The sequence below is a fragment of the Shewanella sp. NKUCC05_KAH genome (genome assembly GCF_019345585.1).
Classification (GTDB): domain Bacteria; phylum Pseudomonadota; class Gammaproteobacteria; order Enterobacterales; family Shewanellaceae; genus Shewanella; species Shewanella oncorhynchi.
The window spans coordinates 355,896-379,139 of the sequence record NZ_JAHKQZ010000002.1; the positions used below are offsets into that span (position 1 = coordinate 355,896).

Sequence of the window (23,244 nt, forward strand, 5' to 3'; positions counted from 1 at the left end):
CAGTAGCATGACGAAAATAGCAGCGATCAAAAGTGTAATTAACTTGTTACATAGCACTTTTACGTCGCACTTAGTCATTCTCTTTATCTGCAAAAATCATAAAAAATGCGCTAAGGAACAAGTCCATTAGCGCATCTACTTTCGGCTATTTGAATCGTTTAATCATATGATATTCAATAGCATCTACTCTTTAGACTTATCTTTAGATGACCGCGATACCCTATCATCAACATCGGCGAACTGGCCTTTTAATGCGTCGCGACCTTCTTTGGTAAACAGCTTGCCTGAAAACTGCTTCAGTTCGATCAACAATTCCTGATGCACTTTAGACAATTTAGGCCTTTGATCTTCTCTAAACACAATCGGCCGACACAGCGCCATGGCTTGATATCCAAGGCGCGCTGTTAACATGCCGCCCCCTAAGCCTTGGGCCAAGCGAGCAGACAATTTACCTGTCATTTCAACCGATAACAGCTGTGTTCCTAAATCGGTAACTAACTCAGTGGTGCCCGCGTAGATGATATTAATAATAATGCTGCGGATAAGTTTAATTCGGCTCCAGTAACCAAGTTCAATGCCATAACAGCGGGCGACATCGCGCAGCATACGTTGATTACGCCAGAGGATAATCGCCATATCGAGCACAGCTAACGGACTCGCCGCCAGTAACACTGCCGACTCAGCCGCATAGCGTCGCACGACTTTTTTGGCCAGTTCATCTCGCTCCGTTAGGACTAAGTCCTCGAATAACAAGACTTTCTCGGCATCATTATGTTCATCTTTTAATGAACGGCGAAGTTGCTGCAAACCTTGGCTGTCTTCATAGTGGCAAACGATATTATCGATAAAGCTGTCTGCTTCACCCATTTGCATGCTCTGCGCTAGCCTTGCACCTGTTTCTTGAGTATCAGCGACCTGTTTGAGTCGCTTGAGCTTACGGTATTCACTGACTGCGCCCGCCAATGCCCACGCACTGACCACCCCAAGCACCACACCATAAAAACTGAACAACCAAGGGCTCTCAAGCCAAGCATCCCTCAGTCCTAATCCTGTTTGAACTACTACGAGCAGCAATAAACTCGCTACTGCCAGACGAGCGAGCCAAGACCAACGGCGTGATTTTACAAGTTGAGGCGATACCGATTTAGCATCGATCATTTTTGGATGGGATGACAGCGTTTCATCCATCAATTCCTCAATATCAGCAGCCACTTCTTGCACTGGCGTATGCGGATCAAAGGCTTTCGCCCCTTTGAGCTCCTCTTTGCTGGGTTTGAGCTCCACGACTTCTGGGTCAAACAGCTGCTGCTTTTTCAGCGGCTTATGTTCAACTGAGTGTGCAAATGAGTTCGCAGAAGAATTAGAAGCCTGCTCGTTAGCGTTATCCGATAGCTTTAGCGTCATTCCAACTTATCTCCCAGTAAGTACTGCAGCAAATGATCGAGGCGAATATGGTCAAAGTGCACTTGAGATGGGTCAACATTGGCATTGCTCGGCGGTGCAAAGCTGACAAAGTTAAACCCTTGGTCACGCCAAAAATCGGGCTCAGGTAAGCGAGTGGGCACTTCGCCGGGAAACAAGGTCAGGGCTTTACCGTTGAGTCCCGTCCCCTGCACGACTTCCACCTCGCCCTCTTGGGTCGTTACCATGCCATGGCGAGTCGCTTTAATGGCGCTAATCGCCATAGTCTCCACTTTACAACCATCGAAACTGGCAAAATGCTGGCTGTGTTTCAACATATCGGTCAGCAGGGACAAAACATGGCTCTGCTGATCGCGAGTCACATGGTCAACCTTGCTCGCGGCAAACAACAAACGGTCGATGCGGGGGGCAAATAAACGCCGTAAATAACTCGATTGGCCAAACTGAAAACTTTCCATAATGGCATTGAGCGCCGCGCCCATATCCTCAAATTGCTTTTTACCGCGATTCAACGCACTAAAACAGTCAACGAGTACTAGCTGCCGATCAAAACCGGCAAAGTGGTTTTTATAGAAAGGCCTAACCACTTTAGCCACGTATTCTTGATAGCGTTTTTCCAGTACATGGAATCCACTGTGTTTATCGCTTTGCGAAAGCGCAGCAAACTTTTCATCATTAACCAATAACAGGGGGAAAAAAGCCAATAAGGGAGCGCCCTGCCATTCACCCGGCAATAACATGCGTCCAGGTTGCGCTTGGTAATAACCTTGCACGTGCACTAAATCATTGAGTAATAGCTGATATTGATCGGCAATCTGCTTTAATTGCTGTTCATCGGCGCTCGCGGCTAAATCCAATGATGTCAAAGATTGCTCAAACTCGGCATACAAGGGAGAGCTTTTAAGATTCTCGATGCGAACTTGTTGAGCGCGACACCAAGTTACAAAGTCTTGGCGCAGCATAGGTAAATCGAGTAACCATTCGCCAGGATAATCGACTATATCCAAATACAAGGTGGCGGTATCAGAAAACTTGGCCAGTAAGCCCTTCTTAGGTTGGTATTTAATAGCCAATCGTAATTCAGAAATAGTACGGGTAGAGGCTGGCCAAGTCGCAGGTTCGGAAGTGAGCGCTAACATGGCGCCTTGATAATCAAAACTAGCGATTTCAAGATCCGGCTGCATGGCACGCTTAACACCGAGTAAACGCTGATCGCGGCTCACCTGCCACAGTGGCAAAGCGCTGTTGTTACGGGCGTGAGGTAAGGTTGAGACAGGTCCAGAATTGAGTAACTGATTGACTAACCCCGTGATAAACGCCGTTTTTCCCGCACCAGAAAGCCCCGTCACGGCCAAACGTAAATGCCGGTCCGCGGTGCGATGTAACAGGGATTGGCCCTTTTGGGTTAATTTATGGAGCGAGGCATCAAGCATTCCCATAGAGACTTCCCTTATGTCGAATGATGTTAACTTATGTCAAGTGATGTTGACTATACACTGGAATGGAGCAGAGATTAAGCAACAAGGGCGGACATGGCCGCCCTTTAGAAGGGTTACAAACTATTGATTTGTCTTTTTAAATCAAAGTTGTCAGAGGTGACATGGCGTTCTAAATTTTGTAGCCTGACTTCCAGACTTCGAAATTGACGACTCACGTCGCTTAGCGCTTGCTTTGCGGGTTCTCCCGACTGCCACGGCTTCTTCTTCACCTCGATATCGTCTCTATCGTAATGCTTTTGCGGCTTGATGTCTAAAATCACCCACAAAGCGACATAGATGATAAATACCACACCTGAGCCGCCGAGTAAGAAGATAGACACAGTCAGCACTCGCACTAACCAAGTTTCAATCGCAAAGTACTCGGCAATCCCTGCACATACACCCGCTATTTTGCCTGACTGGGGAATGCGGTACAAAGTACGGCCATTAGATCCTCTCATGTTTCCCCCTCCATTCGGGCGATTCTGTATCCAGAATGGCCTCTAAGGTCTCGATACGCGCCGCCATTTTATCGGCCTTGGATATCAAATCATTGAGTTGTGAAAACTCTTCCTCAGTGAGTCCCTGGCTCACTTGTCGCTTACTGCGATAATGAAGAACTAACCATATTGGCGCGACTATCACCATGAAAATAATAATCGGCGCCATTAGCACGTCCATATCCATAACTCACCTCTGAATTGTTATTCTTTTGACTTAATTGGCGCTTTACCTTTTACCTTGGCTTTGAGCGCTGCCAGTTCTGCATTCACAGAATCTTCCGCTTCTAGCGCCGCAAACTCATCGGCTAAGGTCTTCTTGCTGCCAAGATCGTAAGATTCAACTTGGGCTTCTAAGCCTTCGACACGGCGCTCATATTGCTCAAACTTGAGCATAGCATTGTCGATCTTGCTTGAATCTAGCTGCTTTTTCACTTCTAAGCGTGATGACGCTGTTTGAGTGCGCAAAATAATGGTCTTTTGACGCGCTTTTGCATCGAGCAGCTTTTCTTGCAACATGCCCACTTCATCTTTCAAGCGTGCGATATGTTCATCGATGACGGCTAACTCTTGATTCAGCGTATCTGCTAAACCGGTCGCTTTTTGTTTTTCAACTAAAGCGGCTTTCGCTAAGTCTTCACGGTCTTTGGACAGTGCCAGTTCAGCCTTATCTTGCCAATCTTGCACTTGCTCTAACACGCGGTTGATACGACGTTGCAGCTCTTTCTTTTCAGCTAACACTTTAGCTGAGGTAGAACGCACTTCAACGAGTGTGTCTTCCATTTCTTGGATAATCAGTCGAACCATTTTTTCTGGGTCTTCGGCTTTATCCAGCAATGCGCTGATATTAGAGTTAATGATATCGGCGAAACGAGAGAAAATTCCCATAATCCTATCCTCAAATTGATGTTGGTCTCGTACAAGGCAATACACTAACCGTGCCAACTTTTACTTCTTATTTAAATACAGCAACTTAAACAAAATATTAACTTTTACTTCCTTTTACGCTTCAAGCCACTTATTATCATTTTCACCAAATTTTAGCGCGAAAGACTAAAAAATATCGTGGATAATAAATTTCAGCAAGACAACCTCATCGGTCAATCCAACGCCCTACTCGAAGTGTTAGAACATGTGTCGCAAATAGCGCCTCTGTCTAAACCCGTACTGATTATTGGTGAACGTGGTACAGGTAAAGAGCTTATTGCCGAACGCTTACATTATCTGTCTAAGCGCTGGGATCAAAGTTTTATTAAGCTAAACTGTTCATCTTTGAGTGAAAATTTACTCGAGAGTGAATTATTTGGCCATGAGTCAGGAGCCTTTACTGGCGCCAAAGGCAAACACGAAGGCCGCTTTGAGCGCGCCGACGGCGGCACCTTATTCCTCGACGAATTAGCCAACACCTCAGGACTTATCCAAGAAAAGCTCCTGCGCGTCATTGAATATGGCGAATTTGAGCGGGTCGGCGGCAGTAAAACCGTGCAGGCTGATGTTCGTTTAATCTGCGCCGCCAACGAAGATTTACCATCACTTGCTGACGCAGGCGAATTTCGTGCCGACTTGCTCGATAGACTCGCCTTCGATGTAATCACTCTGCCCCCACTGCGTTGCCGCCCAGATGACATAATGACGCTGGCGGAATATTTCGCCGTTGGCATGGCGCGCCAATTAAAGCTGCAGCTGTTCAGCGGTTTCAGCGCCCATGCGGTCGAGCAATTAATGACCCACGACTGGCCGGGTAATATCCGTGAACTTAAAAACGTTGTAGAGCGCAGCGTTTACCGTAATGGCGGTGAAAATAGACCCATCGATCATATTACCCTCGATCCCTTTGCTTCACCGTATCGGCCCCAAACGCGGATCAAGACTCGCGAACGCCAAATCACCTCAGTCGCGCCAACAACTGTTGCCAGTACGTCACAATCTGCGCCGATACTTGAGGCTGAAGTACAAGTCAATACTGAGTATTCAACGAATTGCTTTAATTTTCCGCTGGATTTTAAAGAGCAAACTGAGAAGTACGAAATGGATCTGATCCAGCAGGCACTCTCAAACAGCCAATATAACCAAAAGAAAACCGCCGACATGCTCGGATTAAGCTACCACCAACTGCGTGGCATCCTTAAAAAGTACAATTTACTTGATAAAGCATAAGCAGATTGCTCACGGGGGAGATGCACTGCTAAAATAGCCGTTCATAGTCGATAAAATAATGATTTATAAATGAGTGTGCTAATTAGACGCCTGTGCCTAACAACTGCAGTTTCTTGCATGAGTTGGTTGTTGGTCGCGTGTGGCCCCCAACAACTCCCTTCTGGTTTGGTGTATTGCTCCGAAGGGAACCCTGAGTCTTTTAATCCACAATTGGTGACATCTGGCACGACAATCGATGCCACCTCGCATCAAATTTATAGTCGCCTAGTGGATTATGACACCCAGTCAGGCAAGCTTGTCCCTGCCTTGGCGACGAGTTGGGCCATGTCTGATGATGGCTTAAGCTATCGCTTCACTCTCAGGGAAAACGTGCAGTTCCAGCATTCAAAGCGTTTTTACCCAACTCGCCCCTTTAATGCCGACGATGTGTTGTTCTCCTTTAATCGTATTATCGATACCCAGCATCCTTATCATTTTGTCTCCCGCACGGGTTATCCCTTCTTCCAAAGTATTGGCTTTTCTCAGCAAGTTAAAGGGATAGAGAAGATAAACGATCATGAAGTGGTCTTTTACTTAACCCGCAAAGACGCTTCTTTTCTGTCGAATTTAGCCACCGACTTTGCGGTGATCTTATCAAACGAATACGCGCAGCAGCAGTTAGCTTTAGGTCATCCTGAAAACGTCGACCACTTTGCCATTGGTACAGGACCGTTCACTTTAGTGCAATACGCTAAAAACGAATATATCCGCTATCGCCGTAATCCCGATTTTTGGGGAGAGCCAGCAAAAATCGATATGCTGGTATTTGATATCACGCCCAAAAGTACAGTTAGGCTCGCTAAGCTTATCGCGGGGGATTGCAGCGTTTCTGCGCTGCCCAAAGCAGGTGAACTGCCTGTTATCAAACAGCATCAAGAATTAAACATCGAATCACAACCAGGGCTTAACGTAGCATTTTGGGCCTTTAATACACAAAAGCCACCGTTAGATGATGTTCGCGTACGTCGTGCACTTGCCTATGCTGTTGATAAACAAAATATCCTGCGAGCGGTTTATCAAAATACTGCCATTGAAGCCACCGGCGTTCTGCCGCCAGCATCATGGGCCTACGAAAATAACAAAGGACTTGTCGATTACAATCCGCAAAAAGCACGCGACCTATTAAAAGAAGCTGGTATAAAAAATCTCAGCATCAATATTTGGGCCATACCGGTTGCCCGCGCTTATAACCCCAATTCGTTGAAAACGGCCGAATTAATTCAATCCGATTTAGCAAACATCGGCGTAAAAGTGAATATCGTCAGTTACGATTGGAGCGTATTTAATCAGAGACTCAGTCGCGACGACTATGATTCTGTGCTGATTGGCTGGAATGCTGATAACAGCGATCCCGATAACTTTTTTAATCCGCTGCTGAGCTGCGCAGCAATGCAATCAAACAACAATCGTTCTCGCTGGTGTAACCCTGAGTTTGATGCCATCTTAAACAGCGCAAGGGAAGTATCAGATCAAGCGGAACGTAAAGTGATTTATCAACAAGCAGAAGCCTTTTTAGCTGAACAAGTACCTATGCTGAGTCTGGCCCATGCCAAACGTGTGGCATTAACTCGCAGTGATATCAAGGATATGCAGCTTACGCCTTTTGGTGGGATTTCCTTCACCCATACTAGCCAAGCACCACAGGAGGCGAATTAATGTTTACATACCTACTGCGTCGCCTCAATCTGTTCCTCGCCACCTCTTTAGTGATGATTGGTGTATTATTTTACGCTACAGGCTTGTTTCCAGTTGAGCGCACCTATGCACTCACTGGCATACATACACCGACGGCGAGCCAACTGGTTCAAATAGAACAAGACTACAAATTAGATAAAAACCAAGCGTGGCAATTTATCGCTTACCTACAACAAAGGCTTAGCGGTAATTTAGGGATTTCAGTCACGTCACATCAAGAAGTCGCCGAAGAACTCAGTGCCGTCCTGCCCGCCTCCTTCGAACTTGCTGTGATGGCGGGCATTATCGCAATTTGCTTGGGCGTGCCCTTGGGCGTGCTCGCCTCCCAGAGTCAACATAAGCTCACCCAAAATACCATTATGGCGATTACCCTAACGGGCTACTCTGTACCCGTATTCTGGTTAGGCCTTTATCTTTCGCTTTGGTTTGGCGTCGATCTTGGTTGGTTACCAATTTCGGGACAAATCAATTTGCTCTATGAAATCAAGCCCGTCACTGGCTTTATGCTAGTGGATACCTTGTTGTCAGAGTCTGAATACGGCATGTCGGCATTTAAAGATGCCCTGCTGCATATCATTTTGCCTGCCACAACACTGGCCGTGTTACCTTTTACTGTAGTGGTTCGTAGCACCCGTTCGGCAATGGTGAATGTGATGAATCAAACCTTTATCCGCGCCGCCGAAGCCAGAGGCATGCATACTGGCACGATTATACTGCGCCACGCCTTGCCCAATGCGTTAATCCCCGTACTTAAACATTTAGGGCTAATGCTTGGCTCATTTGCCAGTTATGCCATAGTGGTTGAAATGATTTTCTCTTGGCCTGGTGTAGGATCTTGGCTAGTTTCAGGGATTTACCAACGGGACTATACTGTTATCCAAGGTGGGATTTTAGCCGTGGCCCTATTGATTATCTTCCTAAGTATCTTGATTGAAGTGCTGCACACAGCCTTTAATCCACTGAGCAGAAAAGACCTTTATGCCACCAGTTAAAATTTATCAAGAAGATCAAATTGCCTCCCCGACTATGCGGGTTTGGCTTAACTTTTCGGCTAATCCTTTCGCCTTAGCGGGTCTGTGGACGATTGCATTTCTGCTCTTGCTAACCCTGTTTGGCCCTATGATTGCGCCCTTTCCGCCAGAGGCACAAGATCCAAGAGCCTTGCTGTTGCCCCCCTCTTGGGACCCTTCAGGGACAGTGGCGCACTTTTTAGGGACTGACGATCTCGGCCGCGATATTTTTAGCCGATTATTACACGGCGCGCACTTGACCTTTGGCATGGCGCTGCTGATCGTCGTTACCGCATTATTCACAGGCTTTATCATAGGGTCGTTGTCGGGCATGATGCGGGGCTTAAAATCCAGTATTCTCGGTCATTTGCTCGATGCGCTGTTATCGATTCCTTCATTGTTAATGGCCATTTTAGTGGTTGCTGTAATGGGACCAGGGCTTGAAAACGTGTTCTGGGCGGTCGGGATTGCCTTAACCCCACAATTTGTGCGCTCCATACACCAGTCAGTGCATGAAGAATTACAAAAAGAATATGTCACAGCCGCACGTTTAGACGGTGCGAACTCGATGCAAATTTTTTGGTACGTCATTATGCCAAACGTCTGGGAAGTGGTGATAATTCAAACCACACTTGCCATTTCAGCTGCTATTTTAGACATCGCTGCCCTCGGTTTTTTAAGCTTGGGCGCACAGGCGCCGAGTCCAGAATGGGGCGCTATGGTTGCCCAAGGGATGGATAATTTACTAACTGCGCCTTGGGCCGTAACTATCCCAGGCTTAGCGATTCTTTTCAGTGTGCTTTCCATTAACTTGGTTGGCGATGGCCTACGGTCGGCGCTTGCGCCCATCAGAAACTAACTTATGCCTTTACTCGACGTACGAAATCTAACGATTGAACTCGATACGCCCCACGGTAGAGTGCGGGCGCTAGAAAAAGTCAGCTTAACGCTCAATGCGGGCGAAATTCATGGGCTAGTCGGTGAATCTGGCTCAGGACGAAGTTTGTTAGCCAGAGCAATTTTAGGCATCCCCGGCCCTAACTGGACTATCACAGCAGACCGCATGATGTGGGATGGCAATAACTTGATGGCCATGAGCTCAAAAGAGCGCCGTAATCTGATGGGTTCAGACATGGCGATGATCTTCCAAGATCCGTCTGGCAGCTTAGATCCAGCACAAACCGTCGGCAGTCAGTTAATGCAAGCTATGCCTAAAAATCCTAGCGCCTATTTTTGGCAACGGCGCAGGCATGCAAGACTTACAGCACAGAAATGGCTGCATAAAGTCGGGATCAAGAATCCGCGGCAGGTGATGTCTAGCTACGCATGGGAATTATCCGAAGGCGAATGCCAAAAGGTGATGATTGCGATGGCGGTTGCTAACCAGCCTCGCCTATTGATTGCAGACGAACCCACAAGCTCAATGGAGCTCAGCACTCAGGCGCAAATTTTCAGATTATTATCCCAATTAAATCAATTACAAAACGTATCGATTCTATTGATCAGCCACGAGCTGGAAACCTTAGCCCAATGGTGCGATCACTTATCCGTGCTCTATTGCGGTCAAGTCATGGAATCTGGGCCAACGGACGAAGTGATTAAGCAGCCTTATCATCCTTACACTAAGGCGTTACTCGAAAATATGCCCGACTATTCAGGCTCAGGTGGTCACAAGGCGATTATGCCTACCCTACCGGGTTCTGCGCCCGCCTTACAGCATTTGCCAATTGGTTGTCGTTTAGGGCCACGCTGCCCTGAAGCACAAAAAAAATGCGTTAATCAGCCAAATTTGAGTCATATCAAAGACCGCTATTTTGCCTGTCATTTCCCTTATCACGGCGAAACCCATAATGACGACCCCACAGCTTAAAGTTAATGACCTTTATAAAAGATATGATACTGGTTATAAGGGCTTTTCCCGCCAATATAACGATGCATTAGCGCCCGTATCCTTTGAACTCGAACGCGGTGAAACCTTAGCGATAGTGGGTGAGGCGGGTTCAGGTAAAAGTACCCTCGCCCGCATTTTAGTCGGTGCAGAGCCCCGCAGCGGTGGTGAGATAATTTTCGAAGGTGAAGCCTTAGACAGTCGCAATGTGAAGCAAAGATGCCGCTTAATTCGGATGATTTTCCAAGATCCGAATACTTCACTGAACCCGCGCCTAACGATTGGTCAATTACTCGATGAGCCGCTGCGTTTCAACACCCAAATGTCAGCGCAATCGCGGCACACCCAAGTGGTCGATACCTTACGAAAAGTAGGTTTATTACCTGAGCATGCGGAGTTTTATCCGCACATGATTTCCGAAGGGCAAAAACAACGAGTCGCAGTAGCACGAGCCTTAATGCTCAATCCTAAAATTATCATTGCCGATGAAGCCTTAACCGCTCTGGACCTTTCGGTGCGTTCGCAAATTCTTAATTTGCTGTTAAAACTGCAAAAAGATCTCGGCTTGTCTTATATCTTCGTGTCCCATAATCTCAATATTATTCGCCATGTCAGCGATAAAATTATGGTACTGCACAAAGGTGTAATGGTTGAAAAAGCTGATACAGAACAAATATTTAACTCACCAAAACATGAATACACCCAGAGGTTGGTCCAAGAGCAGAGTCTGTTTGTTCATAAACGCTAAACTGCTCCAACCACTTAAATAATCAGGTGAATTGGCTAAAAATAGGTGCCATTTACCCGCCGAAATATTTATCCTATTGGTCATTTTGATAGAAGAAGCTTAAATATGATTATCAAACCAAAAATTCGTGGATTCATTTGTACCACTACACACCCTGTCGGTTGTGAAGTAAACGTTCAAGAACAAATCACCTTAACTAAAGCAAAAGGCAAGATCGCTAACGGCCCGAAAAAGGTATTAGTGGTCGGTTCATCAAGTGGTTATGGTCTATCTTCACGTATCGCAGCCGCTTTTGGTAGCGATGCTGCAACGATTGGCGTGTTCTTCGAAAAGCCAGGTACTGAAGCGAAACCGGGTACTGCAGGTTGGTACAACTCTGCCGCTTTCGACAAATTTGCTAAAGCGGAAGGTTTATATTCTAAAAGCATTAACGGCGATGCCTTTAGCCATGAAGCTAAACAAAAAGTCATCGAGCTTATCAAGCAAGATCTTGGTGAAATTGACATGGTTGTTTACTCACTGGCATCACCAGTGCGCAAACTCCCTGATTCAGGTGAGCTTATCCGATCAGCTTTAAAACCCATTGGCGAAACTTACACAGCAACTGCCGTTGATACCAATAAAGACTGCATCATTGAAGCCACCGTTGAGCCAGCAACTGAGCAAGAAATTGCTGATACTGTAACCGTTATGGGCGGCGAAGATTGGGAACTGTGGATCAAAGCCTTATCTGAAGCCGGTGTATTAGCCAATAACTGCAAAACCGTAGCCTATAGCTATATAGGTACAGAACTGACGTGGCCAATTTACTGGCACGGCGCCCTTGGCAAGGCCAAGATGGATCTGGACCGCGCAGCAAAAGCGTTAAATGAACAACTGTCAGCCACTGGCGGCAGCGCAAATGTTGCAGTGCTAAAAAGCGTTGTGACTCAAGCGAGTTCGGCCATTCCTGTCATGCCTTTATATATCGCTATGGTATTCAAGAAAATGCGTCAGGAAGGTCTCCATGAAGGTTGTATGGAGCAAATCTATCGCTTATTCAGTGAGCGTCTATTCCGTGCCGATGGTGCAAAACCTGAGACCGACAGTGATAATCGCTTACGTTTAGATGACTGGGAACTGCGTGAAGATATTCAGCAACACTGCCGTAATTTGTGGCCACAAGTGACCACAGAAAACTTATCAGAATTGACTGATTACCGTGAATATAAAGCTGAATTTATTAAGTTATTTGGTTTTGGTATCGAAGGCATTGATTACGATGTCGACGTTAACCCATACGTTGAATTTGACGTTATCGAACTCTAATCAACTCGATAGCGAATCACTGCTTATCACAAACGTTAAACGCCACTTTTTAGTGGCGTTTTTATTTATAACTCCCAGATTAAGATGCGCTACACTAGCTGCAGTTGACCCCTAATAATCCCTCAATAAGGAAAATCAATGAAAATTAGCGCAAGAAACACCCTCAGCGGTACAATCAAATCCATAGAAATGGGCGCTGTAAACAATGAAGTAACAATCGAACTTGCACCCGGTGTCGTACTGACCTCTGTGGTGACTAAAGCTTCCTGTGAGCGCCTAGGGCTCAAAGTGGGTGATTCGGCTTATGCCCTCATCAAAGCCAGCAGCGTAATGATTGGCGTTGATGATTAACCATTCAATTCAGTAACGTGGCGATTGAAGTAATGGAATATGGAGTCTGACAGTGTTGCTATAGCAGATATCTTTCGAACTTCATTGGTAAACTTTATCGAATTAAAAAAACAAAAAGGCCAAGTGAACTCACTTGGCCTTTTCTATTTAATCAGTCGGATAGTAAATTTAATAACTCGCTATCCTCACTGAAATTATTCTTCTACAGGGTAAAGCACCTTGGCATTGGCTTTAAGCGAATCGATCAAGCCACGGTAGTCTGCTTCACTGTATTGTGCGTTCAGACGTTGTTTAAGTGCATTAACTAGCTCATCACTCACGCCTTCTGCAGCATTGACTTTATCCAGTGCAACCACAGCATAACCGTTTGCTAAACCAACGGTATCGACAACAGGAGTTGTACTTGGTGTGGGCATTTGGAACGCTTTGCCTACAATCGCAGCATCAACGTCTTGCGCGCCACGGCCTAGTTTCGCTTTAGACACTAAACCAAGATCAGTTGCACCCGCTTTAACTTGTGCCATCAGTTCCTGTGCTTTTGCACGGGCGGCTTCGTTTGCTTGATCTTGCTTCAAGCGCTCAGTGATGTTGGCTTTCACTTCAGCTAAGGCCAAAGTACCCGCATCGTGATGTTCTTTCACTCGGATAACAACCACATGGTTAGGTTCAAGCTCAATCACTTCACTGTTTAAACCTTTCAGCATCACAGTTTCAGAGAAGGCTGCTTTAACTAAGTCAGGCTTGTTTAGCTCAGCAGGTGCATTATCGCGAGAAAACAATGCTGTAGTCTTAACATCAACGCCAACAGCTTTTGCGGTTTCAGATAGTGTATCTGGCACTTCATAGCTGGTATCCGCTAATTTACTTTGTAAGCTATAGAACTGGTCAACCGCTTTCTTATCTTGCAATTGAGCCACTATCTTAGCTTTCACATCAGCAAACGGTACAGTCGCGCCAGATTGCACATCTAATAGCTTGATAATGTGGAAACCAAAGTCTGTTTTAACCACCGCAGAATGTTGGCCTTTATTTAATGCAAATAAAGCGGCATCAAATGCGGGGTCCATTACACCAGGTTCAAACCAATCCAGTTTACCGCCCTGCTCTGCACTCAAAGTATCATCAGAGTTAGCTTTAGCCAGATCAGCAAAATCGGCACCGCTATCTAATTGCTTAGCGAGATCTTCAGCCTTGGCTTTTGCTGCCGCTTCATCGTTACCTGGCATAACCAAAATATGCGCGGCAAGACGCTTCTCGTTAGAAACATATTGTGCTTTATGTTCTTCGTAATACGTTTGTGCTTCTTCATCAGAAACTGGATTATTTTTAGCAAAATCAGCAGCATTCAGTTCAACATATTCTAAGCTCACCATCTCTGGGCTCATAAACTGCCCTTGGTTTGCGTCATAATAGTTTTTCACTTGCTCGTCAGTCACAACCGCTGTCGCTAAGAATGGTGCAGAATCGACAATAACATAGCGCACATCACGGGTTTGGCCTTGTAACTCAGCCAATTGCTTAGCTTCGCCAGCTAACACGAATTCAGTACCCACAAGGGCTGCAGTTAACTGACGACGGGTCATATCGACACGCATCATGTCTCTGAAAGTCTGTGGCTGATAACCTAACTGACGCAGAATCGCCTGATAACGATCGTTATCAAATTTGCCATCAGTTTGAAATGCCGGTTCAGCTCTCATTGCAGCAACAATTTGCTCGTCAGATACACGTAGACCCATAGCCTTAGCAGCTTGATCTATCAACTTGTCAGCCACTAAGCGTTCTAATACGCTCTGCTTAATGCTTTGTAAGTATTTTTCGTCAGCAGATAACGCAGCAAACATTTCACCTAGCTGTTGCTCCATGCGAGAGCGCTCGCTCTGGTACGCCTGCTCTAGCTCGGCTTTAGTGATCTTGTCACCGTTCACTTCTGCCGCAGGAACATCAGTTGTTGAACCTAAGTAACTACTGACTCCTGCAAATGCAAAAGATAAAATCACAAGAACGAGAATGCCTTTAGCAATCACGCCTTGCGAACCATCGCGGATCTTTTCTAACATCAGATTTCTCGCTTGTTGCGATTAACAAAATAAAAAGGCGCATCAGGTTGAGATGCGCCTTTCTGTAATTTATGGGGAATATTCAGACGCTACCACTGGTAAATTCTAAAACCCCGAGTAATGGTAGAAATTAAGCTTCATATTCCATTACTTTCAATTCGTAAAAAGCACTGATAAACAGTGCTTGTCATTACGAACGCCTTACAAAGGCTACGATATTAATGATTAATTAACAGCGTCTTTCAGTGCTTTACCAGCTTTGAATGCAGGAATTTTAGCTGCTGCGATTTTGATTTCTTCACCCGTTTGTGGGTTGCGACCAGTACGCTCAGCGCGTTCACGCACTTCAAAAGTACCAAAACCAACAAGAGAAATTTTATCACCTTCTTTCAGACCTTCGGTCACAGCAGCGATAAAAGAATCCAGTGCTCGGCCAGCAGCGGCTTTAGAAATGTCAGCACCAGATGCGATTTTCTCGATTAGTTCAGATTTGTTCATGTCATCCCCTTGAATGTAATTTTTTTGCGCCGCAACCAAATCCGTCTCTAGAGCGGTCTGCGGAGGCTTTTATAACAAGCTTGAATTCAAAGTTCAAGCTGAGTTCGAAAACCAAAGAATTAAAACTGGATACAGCTCAAAGCCAGTTGCGCCAAGGGCTTGGAGCAGCTGGCTCTCCACAGACCTAGGCTACCACAGGTCTGCGCTTTGTTAAGCCCCTTTTTTCATTTTTTTTAACGCGATAGCGCAATTTCTTGCGTTATGCCAAGTTTTTAACCACTTCGAAGCCTTCAACTGGTCTTTCTAGGGCCAGTTTTAACACTTCATCGACCCAACGCACGGGACGAATTTCTAAATCGGCAATCACATTGGCAGGAATTTCTTCCAAATCGCGCTCATTTTCTTTTGGAATAAGCACCAATTTTATGCCGCCGCGGTGTGCTGCTAGCAGTTTTTCTTTCAAACCACCGATAGGTAACACTTCACCACGTAAGGTTATTTCACCTGTCATGGCCACATCAGCACGCACGGGGTTACCCGTTAAGCTTGATACTAACGCAGTACACATAGCCGCACCAGCAGATGGACCATCTTTGGGTGTCGCACCTTCTGGCACATGCACGTGGATATCACGCTTCTCGTAGAAATCCGCATTAATACCTAATTGTTCCGCACGGGCGCGAACAACTGTCATCGCTGCTTGAATCGACTCTTGCATCACGTCGCCAAGGGAACCGGTATAGGTTAACTTCCCTTTACCTGGCACTGAGGTTGCTTCAATCGTCAGTAAGTCACCGCCCACCTGAGTCCAAGCTAAGCCAGTCACTTGACCGATTTGGTTCTTAGACTCGGCTTTGCCGTAATCAAAGCGCTGCACGCCAAGGAAAGACTTAAGATTCTCTTGGTTGACAGTCACAGACTTTACCGACTTATCGAGCAAAATCATTTTCACGACTTTACGGCAAATCTTAGACAATTCACGCTCGAGTGAACGCACACCCGCTTCACGGGTGTAATAACGGATAATGCCAACGATAGCACTATCATCTACTTTAATTTCAGTGGCTTTTAAACCATTGCGCTCGATTTGCTTATTCAGCAAATGTTGCTTAGCAATATTCAGTTTCTCGTCTTCGGTGTAACCCGATAAACGAATGACTTCCATACGGTCAAGTAGTGGCCCAGGAATATCCATGGAGTTTGAAGTAGCGACAAACATCACATCGGATAGGTCATAATCGACTTCGAGGTAATGATCGTTAAAGGTCGCATTTTGCTCAGGATCTAACACTTCTAATAAAGCAGAAGCCGGATCGCCGCGCATATCAGAACTCATCTTGTCGATTTCATCAAGCAAGAATAACGGGTTTTTCACGCCGACTTTAGCCATCTTTTGAATGACTTTACCCGGCATAGACCCAATGTAAGTACGGCGATGACCACGGATTTCCGCTTCATCACGCACGCCACCGAGAGCAACACGCACATACTTACGACCGGTGGCCTTAGCGATCGATTGACCTAGCGAGGTTTTACCCACACCTGGTGGCCCCACTAAACACAGGATTGGCCCTTTAAGCTGACGCACTCGGCTTTGGACTGCCAAATATTCCAAGATACGTTCTTTGACTTTTTCAAGACCAAAATGATCGGTGTCGAGTACTTCTTGGGCTTTGGCTAAATCACGTTTGATTTTAGAGCGCTGGCTCCAAGGCACCGCTGTCATCCAATCGACATAACTGCGAACAACCGTCGCTTCAGCCGACATTGGTGACATCATGCGTAACTTGTTAAGCTCGGCGAGGGCTTTCTCTTTCGCCTCAGCGGGCATGTTAGCCTCTTCAATCTTACGATTTAAGGCTTCAAATTCGTCATGGCCTTCATCTAGGTCACCCAGTTCTTTCTGGATGGCTTTCATCTGTTCGTTCAGATAGTACTCACGCTGACTCTTTTCCATCTGTTTTTTAACGCGAGTCCGGATACGTTTCTCAACCTGTAATAGGTCGATCTCCGATTCCATCATCGCCATTAGATATTCCAGACGTTCGCCGACGTTGACCATCTCAAGCACAGATTGCTTATCTTCAAGCTTAAGAGGCATGTGTGCGGCCATAGTATCGGCCAGACGCGCCGCTTCATCGATACCCGATAAAGAGGTCAAGACTTCTGGCGGGATCTTTTTGTTCAGCTTGATATAACCTTCAAACTGACCAATAGCACTGCGCACTAACACTTCTTCTTCTTTGTCTTCCAGCGGTTCTGATTCCAGATACTCAGCCTTAGCCACAAAAAATTCTGTTTCTTGGGTATAACGGGTAATACGGGCGCGACGACCGCCTTCAACCAGCACTTTGACTGTACCGTCTGGCAGCTTAAGTAACTGTAAAATAGAGGCAACCGTACCCACTTCGAAGATGTCATCTTTTGATGGTTCATCGAGCTCGGCATCACGCTGCGCCACTAAAATAATTTGCTTATCCTGCGCCATTGCCGTTTCGAGACATCGAATAGATTTTTCTCGTCCGACAAATAACGGAATTACCATATGGGGATAGACCACCACATCTCGCAGTGGCAGCACGGGGAGTTCGATATGCGCTTCACGCTCTTGGGTCATAGTTCGATTCCGTTTTGGTGAAATGGATTAATACTGGAGTATATTGGGACGCTTTATGGAGTTTCAATGGCTAATACGAAAAAAGGAGTCCATTGGACTCCTTGTTTTTCAGTTTATTAGCGATCAGTACAATTATTGTTCGCCTGATGCCACTTGGGCCTCATTGTGCTCGTAAATCAAGATTGGGGCAGATTCCCCTTTCACTACTGATTCATCCACAACGGCCTTCACCACACCGTCAACGGATGGGATATCGTACATAGTATCCAGCAGAATACTTTCAACGATGGAGCGTAGGCCACGGGCACCTGTCTTGCGAGACATGGCTTTGTGAGCAATCGCTTTAAGCGCATCTTCGCGGAACTCAAGCTCAACCCCTTCCATCTCAAATAACGCACTGTATTGCTTAGTTAGGGCATTTTTAGGTTGAGATAGAATTTGTACTAAAGCTTCTTCATCCAGCTCAGTCAGAGTCGCAACCACTGGTAGACGACCAATAAACTCAGGGATTAAACCGTATTTGACTAAATCGCCAGGTTCTACTTGCGATAATGTTTCAGAGATCGTCGCCTTCTCTTTCTCGCCTTTTACCTGAGCACCAAAACCGATACCCGAGCCAACGTGCGCACGTTGCTCAATCACTTTCTCAAGCCCTGCAAACGCTCCACCACAGATAAACAGGATCTTAGAAGTATCGACTTGTAAGAATTCTTGCTGTGGATGCTTACGGCCACCTTGTGGTGGAACCGCGGCAACAGTACCTTCAATCAGCTTAAGCAGCGCTTGCTGTACACCCTCACCCGATACGTCACGGGTGATTGATGGATTGTCTGACTTACGGCTAATTTTATCGATTTCATCGATATAAACGATACCACGCTGCGCTTTCTCAACATCGTAGTCGCACTTTTGCAGCAACTTTTGAATGATGTTTTCAACGTCTTCACCCACATAACCCGCTTCAGTCAGCGTAGTAGCATCTGCCATTGTGAAAGGCACATTGAGTGAGCGCGCAAGGGTTTCAGCCAGTAGGGTTTTACCGCTACCCGTTGGACCGATAAGCAAAATATTACTCTTGCCCAGCTCGATACCATCTTTAGGCGATGCATTTTTTAAACGCTTATAGTGGTTATACACTGCCACAGAAAGCACTTTTTTCGCTCTGTCTTGGCCAATAACATAATCGTCTAAATGTGCACGCAACTCATGTGGTGTCGGTAATTTATCGCTATCACGCTTTGGAGAGATTTCTTTAATCTCTTCGCGAATGATGTCGTTACATAACTCAACACATTCGTCGCATACATACACTGATGGGCCAGCAATGAGTTTTCTGACTTCATGCTGGCTCTTTCCGCAAAAAGAGCAGTACAGCAATTTACCGCTGTCACCATTATTTTTGTTGTCGCCCATTAATTACCTCATTTGCAGTCTGCTCTACTGCCTGTCTTAAATTTGCTTAACTTTTACAAAGCATAGCTCAGTCAAAAGCAAAAATCAGCCGCGTTTCGTCATCACAGAGTCAACTAAGCCATATTCGACGGCTTGAGTTGCACTCATGAAGTTGTCACGATCGGTATCGCGTTCAATCACTTCGAGCGGTTGACCTGTGTGTTCAGCGAGCATTAGGTTAAGCTTATTTTTAATGCCTAAGATTTCTTTGGCATGAATAGCAATATCTGATGCTTGACCTTGGAAACCACCCAGCGGTTGATGGATCATCACGCGAGAGTTTGGTAAACAGTGACGCTTACCCTTCTCACCACCGGCTAACAAGAAAGCGCCCATACTAGCGGCTTGGCCGATACAGACAGTGCTAACATTCGGTTTGATAAACTGCATGGTATCATAAATCGCCATGCCTGCGGTGACTGAGCCACCTGGAGAGTTAATGTATAAAAAGATATCTTTATCTGGGCTTTCTGATTCTAAGAATAATAGTTGCGCCACGATAAGGTTTGCCATGTGTTCTTCAACTTGACCTACCAAAAAGATAATCCGCTCTTTCAACAAACGAGAATAAATATCGTATGAGCGTTCACCCTTAGCAGTCTGTTCGATCACCATAGGCACTAAAGCACTTTGTATGTCTGACGCATTATGCATTATTCACTTCCCTAAATAAAAATGGCTCGCATGAGGAGCCTCATACGAGCCATTATAAATGGCGAACAGCTAATCAAGTCAAGCTTAGCTTATGCGCGACCGGTAGCCTTGTTCATAAATTCTTCAAAAGCGACTTGTTTTTCGGTCACTTTGGCAGATTTCAACAGTGCTTCAACCGCTTGCTCTTCTAAAGCAACGTTGCGCATGTTTTGCATCAGCTCTTTGTTGCTGTTGTAATAAGCAACCACTTCACTTGGATCTTCGTAGGCTGAAGCCATAGAAGCGATCAAGCCTTGTACGCGTTCATCTTCCGCTTTCAGTTCGTTAGTCTTGATGACTTCGCCTAATAGCAGACCGATTTTAACACGACGTGCAGCTTGTTCAGTGAACAATTCAGCTGGCAGTTCTGGCATGTTAGCCGATTGGCCGCCAAAACGTTGCATGGCTTGTTGACGCAAAACGTTAACTTCGCCATCGATCAATGCTTTTGGCAAAGTGATATCGTTGTTAGCTAACAGACCATTGATCACTTGCTCTTTCACGTTAGCTTTTAACGCTTGCTCAAGTTCACGGTTCATGTTTTTACGGATTTCAGTTTTAAGGGCTTCTAAGCCACCTTCGCTGATACCAAACAGAGCAGCAAACTCATCGTTTACTTCTGGCAGGTTAGCCGCTTGCACTTCTGTCAGCGTAATCGCAAACTTAGCCGCTTTACCTTTCAGGTTTTCAGCGTGATATTCTTCAGGGAAGTTCACGTCGATAACAAATTCTTCGCCCGCTTTGTGACCTAAGATACCTGCTTCAAAACCAGGGATCATACGGCCGCTACCTAATTGCAGTTCGAAATCATCAGCTTTGCCGCCTTCAAATTCTTCACCGTCAACTGAGCCAACAAAGTTCATTTTCACTTTGTCGCCATCAGCAGCTTCACGCTCAACAGCAGCGAAAGTCGCGTGTTGTTTACGTAAGGTTTCAATCATAGTGTCAACGTCAGCGTCAGTCACTTCAGCTTTTGGTTGTTCTACTTCGATTGCATCTAAGCCTTTCAGCTCAACTTCTGGATAGATTTCAAAGGTAGCGATAAATTCGAATTTTTCGCCATCAGTAGAACCAGGAACAAAAGTCGGTGCACCCGCTGGGTTTAACTTCTCAGCAATAATTGCTTCGATGAAGTTACGTTGCATCACTTCACCCATGATGTCTTGACGAATCGCTGCGCCGTAACGTTTGTTTATAACAGTAACAGGCACTTTACCAGGACGGAAACCTGGGATACGAGCACGCTTAGCTTCACGTTGTAAACTGTCTTTAACCAGCTTTTCAATTTGTTCAGCAGGAACAGAAATGGTCAGGCGACGCTCTAGGCCTTGGGTTGCTTCAACAGAAACTTGCATTGTTTTACCTCGAAATTTGTCTAACGTCCTTTGTAATAGCCGATTCATCAACTATTCAGGTATTCGTTTCTTGATCATTAAATTTGACTACAATGCCCACCACAACTGGCTTTAGGCACAGGTCGCTCATAGTTGATATCTATCAAGACGCGACATTATAGCCACCGTTTTCTGCAGAGTCGAGCCTCAACAGCCGAATCTGGGGTATAAAAAAAGCGACACAAGGTCGCTTTTTTTAATTTGTACTCAAAGTACTAAAAATGGGGTGACTGATGGGGCTCGAACCCACGACAACCGGAATCACAATCCGGGACTCTACCAACTGAGCTACAATCACCACTGAAACTGGTACGCCCGGCAGGATTCGAACCTGCGACCACCCGCTTAGAAGGCGGGTGCTCTATCCAACTGAGCTACGGGCGCATGGTTTACAGAATTTTCTGTATCCTAACCGATTTGGAAAGCATTTATGCTAACCCTATCACTCGCCTATTTGAGTCCAAATTATCTTTGAATTCATTGAAGCAAACGATAACAAAGTGGTCGGTGATAGAGGATTCGAACCTCTGACCCTCTGGTCCCAAACCAGATGCGCTACCGGACTGCGCTAATCACCGAAGGTCTTACATTTTACTTGGTATCTGCTCAGAGGGTTCCCTCTGGCCCGCTCTCATCCAAAATCTGGATGCACTATCGGACTACGCTAATCACCGAAGGTCTTGCATGAAAGTTTCAGCGCAAGATGAACACATCTGCCTGAGAACGGAGCGCATCTTATCCCCTCACTTTACACCCGTCAACGATTTTTTTATCGTTCGACTCTAGGTGCTGAATTATCAGGCTAATCTGGTTTTTTTTATCCACTTGGCAACGGCTTTAACCATGACACAGTAGCTGTGCCCTGTTAAAATAGCCACGATTGCCAATCTCTGTGTTAACTACTGTTTTCACCATCGCCCATATAAAGGATATCCTACACCCATGACAGCCCAAATAATCGACGGCAAGGCGATTGCTCAATCCATCCGCACTAAGCTCAGCGAAAAAGTCACCGCCCGCAAAGAGGCTGGACAGCGCGTACCGGGTTTAGCCGTAATATTAGTGGGAGCCGATCCGGCATCACAAGTTTATGTTGGCAGTAAACGTAAGGCTTGTGAAGAAGTTGGATTTATTTCTCGTTCATACGATTTAGAAACAAACTGCACTGAAGATGAATTACTCAACCTGATTGATAGTCTTAATGATGATCCGACAATTGATGGCATCTTAGTGCAACTGCCATTACCCGCGCATATCGAAGACTCAAAAGTCATCGAGCGTATCCGCCCAGATAAAGACGTCGATGGATTTCACCCGTACAACGTCGGCCGTTTAGCCCAGCGTATTCCGGTGCTGCGCTCTTGTACCCCAATGGGCATAATGACACTCATCAAATCCACCGGCGTTGATACCTATGGTTTAGATGCTGTTGTGGTTGGCGCATCGAATATTGTCGGCCGCCCAATGACCTTAGAGTTGCTGCTTGCTGGCTGCACCACCACTACTTGCCACCGCTTCACTAAGAATCTCGAACAAAAAATCCGTCAGGCAGATCTCGTGGTCGTTGCAGTGGGTAAACCCGGCTTTATTCCTGGCGAGTGGATCAAGCCTGGCGCGATTGTAATAGATGTGGGTATTAACCGTTTAGATAACGGCACCTTAGTCGGCGATGTGCAATATGACATTGCTGCGCAAAATGCCAGCTTTATCACTCCAGTCCCCGGCGGTGTCGGCCCGATGACGATTGCAAGCCTATTAGAAAACACCTTATATGCCGCCGAGCAGTATCATGACTAGGTTCTAGGTTCTAGGTTCTAGGTTCTAGGTTCTAGGTTCTAGGTTCTAGGTTCTAGGTTCTAGGTTCTAGCAAGCATAAAAAAACCTGCATGATGCAGGTTTTTTATTTGCTGAAGATTTTCTTGAATTAAAAATAT

The 23,244-nt window shown here is 45.9% G+C and carries 20 protein-coding genes and 3 tRNA genes; 9 read left to right on the plus strand and 14 right to left on the minus strand.

All coding sequences use genetic code 11. The features are described 5' to 3' along the window. Positions 1-183: 183 nt before the first annotated feature. The 5 genes from KO533_RS03465 to pspA form a co-directional block, all read right to left on the minus strand. Complete coding sequence (locus KO533_RS03465) at positions 184-1,404, minus strand: TIGR01620 family protein (RefSeq protein ID WP_219252872.1); 1,221 nt, start codon at positions 1,402-1,404, stop codon at positions 184-186. Next, positions 1,401-2,861: a YcjX family protein gene (locus KO533_RS03470; protein ID WP_219252874.1), complete on the minus strand. Its 1,461-nt coding sequence runs from the start codon at positions 2,859-2,861 to the stop codon at positions 1,401-1,403. The genes KO533_RS03465 and KO533_RS03470 overlap by 4 nt, the downstream gene beginning before the upstream one ends. Positions 2,862-2,974: 113 nt before the next feature. After that, a complete protein-coding gene (gene pspC, locus KO533_RS03475) occupies positions 2,975-3,361 on the minus strand; it encodes an envelope stress response membrane protein PspC (RefSeq protein WP_028760457.1) in 387 nt (128 codons plus the stop codon). After that, positions 3,348-3,587 (minus strand): envelope stress response membrane protein PspB, encoded by a 240-nt coding sequence (gene pspB / locus KO533_RS03480; protein ID WP_006081138.1) that lies wholly within the window; start codon positions 3,585-3,587, stop codon positions 3,348-3,350. Before pspB ends, pspC begins: the two co-directional genes overlap by 14 nt. A gap of 17 nt (positions 3,588-3,604) precedes the next feature. Next, positions 3,605-4,288, minus strand: coding sequence for a phage shock protein PspA (gene pspA, locus KO533_RS03485; RefSeq protein ID WP_028760458.1), 684 nt, complete (start codon positions 4,286-4,288; stop codon positions 3,605-3,607). Between the two features lie 177 nt (positions 4,289-4,465). On the opposite strand from pspA, the gene pspF reads away from it, so the two are divergent. The 8 genes from pspF to KO533_RS03525 all read left to right on the plus strand — a co-directional run bounded on the left by pspF (position 4,466) and on the right by KO533_RS03525 (position 12,596). Then, positions 4,466-5,557, plus strand: a complete 1,092-nt coding sequence (gene pspF / locus KO533_RS03490; protein ID WP_219252876.1) for a phage shock protein operon transcriptional activator — start codon at positions 4,466-4,468, stop codon at positions 5,555-5,557. A gap of 69 nt (positions 5,558-5,626) precedes the next feature. Beyond that, positions 5,627-7,252 carry an ABC transporter substrate-binding protein gene (locus KO533_RS03495; RefSeq protein WP_219252878.1) on the plus strand — a complete coding sequence of 542 codons (1,626 nt, stop codon included), beginning with the start codon at positions 5,627-5,629 and terminating at the stop codon, positions 7,250-7,252. Continuing rightward, entirely contained in the window at positions 7,252-8,283 is a 1,032-nt protein-coding gene (locus KO533_RS03500) for an ABC transporter permease (RefSeq protein WP_113938850.1), read from the plus strand. Before KO533_RS03495 ends, KO533_RS03500 begins: the two co-directional genes overlap by 1 nt. Further along, positions 8,270-9,160, plus strand: a complete 891-nt coding sequence (locus KO533_RS03505) for an ABC transporter permease subunit (RefSeq protein WP_006081133.1) — start codon at positions 8,270-8,272, stop codon at positions 9,158-9,160. The genes KO533_RS03500 and KO533_RS03505 overlap by 14 nt, the downstream gene beginning before the upstream one ends. 3 nt (positions 9,161-9,163) lie before the next feature. Beyond that, positions 9,164-10,171: an oligopeptide/dipeptide ABC transporter ATP-binding protein gene (locus KO533_RS03510; RefSeq protein WP_028760462.1), complete on the plus strand. Its 1,008-nt coding sequence runs from the start codon at positions 9,164-9,166 to the stop codon at positions 10,169-10,171. Continuing rightward, a complete protein-coding gene (locus KO533_RS03515) occupies positions 10,152-10,937 on the plus strand; it encodes an ATP-binding cassette domain-containing protein (protein ID WP_219252880.1) in 786 nt (261 codons plus the stop codon). The genes KO533_RS03510 and KO533_RS03515 overlap by 20 nt, the downstream gene beginning before the upstream one ends. 105 nt (positions 10,938-11,042) lie before the next feature. Beyond that, positions 11,043-12,245 carry an enoyl-ACP reductase FabV gene (fabV, locus tag KO533_RS03520; protein WP_219252882.1) on the plus strand — a complete coding sequence of 401 codons (1,203 nt, stop codon included), beginning with the start codon at positions 11,043-11,045 and terminating at the stop codon, positions 12,243-12,245. Between the two features lie 138 nt (positions 12,246-12,383). Then, positions 12,384-12,596 carry a molybdopterin-binding protein gene (locus KO533_RS03525; protein WP_006085368.1) on the plus strand — a complete coding sequence of 71 codons (213 nt, stop codon included), beginning with the start codon at positions 12,384-12,386 and terminating at the stop codon, positions 12,594-12,596. 194 nt (positions 12,597-12,790) lie between these two features. Here the strand turns inward: KO533_RS03525 and KO533_RS03530 are convergent, their stop codons facing one another. From KO533_RS03530 to KO533_RS03570, 9 genes are all read right to left on the minus strand, one after another. Next, on the minus strand, positions 12,791-14,656 hold the full coding sequence (locus tag KO533_RS03530) for a SurA N-terminal domain-containing protein (protein ID WP_219252884.1): 1,866 nt from the start codon (positions 14,654-14,656) through the stop codon (positions 12,791-12,793). Positions 14,657-14,881: 225 nt separating this feature from the next. Next, positions 14,882-15,154, minus strand: coding sequence for a nucleoid-associated protein HU-beta (gene hupB, locus KO533_RS03535; RefSeq protein WP_006081127.1), 273 nt, complete (start codon positions 15,152-15,154; stop codon positions 14,882-14,884). A gap of 259 nt (positions 15,155-15,413) precedes the next feature. Then, positions 15,414-17,771, minus strand: coding sequence for an endopeptidase La (gene lon / locus KO533_RS03540; protein WP_105252934.1), 2,358 nt, complete (start codon positions 17,769-17,771; stop codon positions 15,414-15,416). Positions 17,772-17,903: 132 nt separating this feature from the next. Then, complete coding sequence (gene clpX, locus KO533_RS03545; protein WP_028760467.1) at positions 17,904-19,184, minus strand: ATP-dependent protease ATP-binding subunit ClpX; 1,281 nt, start codon at positions 19,182-19,184, stop codon at positions 17,904-17,906. A gap of 84 nt (positions 19,185-19,268) precedes the next feature. Beyond that, the gene (gene clpP / locus KO533_RS03550) at positions 19,269-19,877 is read right to left on the minus strand and encodes an ATP-dependent Clp endopeptidase proteolytic subunit ClpP (RefSeq protein ID WP_063883148.1); all 609 of its coding nucleotides are present in this window, start codon (positions 19,875-19,877) and stop codon (positions 19,269-19,271) included. An 89-nt stretch (positions 19,878-19,966) separates the two neighbouring features. Beyond that, positions 19,967-21,271 (minus strand): trigger factor, encoded by a 1,305-nt coding sequence (gene tig, locus KO533_RS03555; protein ID WP_028760469.1) that lies wholly within the window; start codon positions 21,269-21,271, stop codon positions 19,967-19,969. Between the two features lie 261 nt (positions 21,272-21,532). Next, positions 21,533-21,608, minus strand: a tRNA-His gene (locus tag KO533_RS03560). A 9-nt stretch (positions 21,609-21,617) separates the two neighbouring features. After that, positions 21,618-21,694: transfer RNA gene (locus KO533_RS03565), tRNA-Arg, on the minus strand. A gap of 117 nt (positions 21,695-21,811) precedes the next feature. Next, positions 21,812-21,888, minus strand: a tRNA-Pro gene (locus tag KO533_RS03570). A 364-nt stretch (positions 21,889-22,252) separates the two neighbouring features. Between KO533_RS03570 and folD the strand changes: the two genes are divergently transcribed. Next, positions 22,253-23,107, plus strand: coding sequence for a bifunctional methylenetetrahydrofolate dehydrogenase/methenyltetrahydrofolate cyclohydrolase FolD (gene folD / locus KO533_RS03575; RefSeq protein WP_014610292.1), 855 nt, complete (start codon positions 22,253-22,255; stop codon positions 23,105-23,107). The last annotated feature ends 137 nt before the right edge of the window (positions 23,108-23,244 follow it).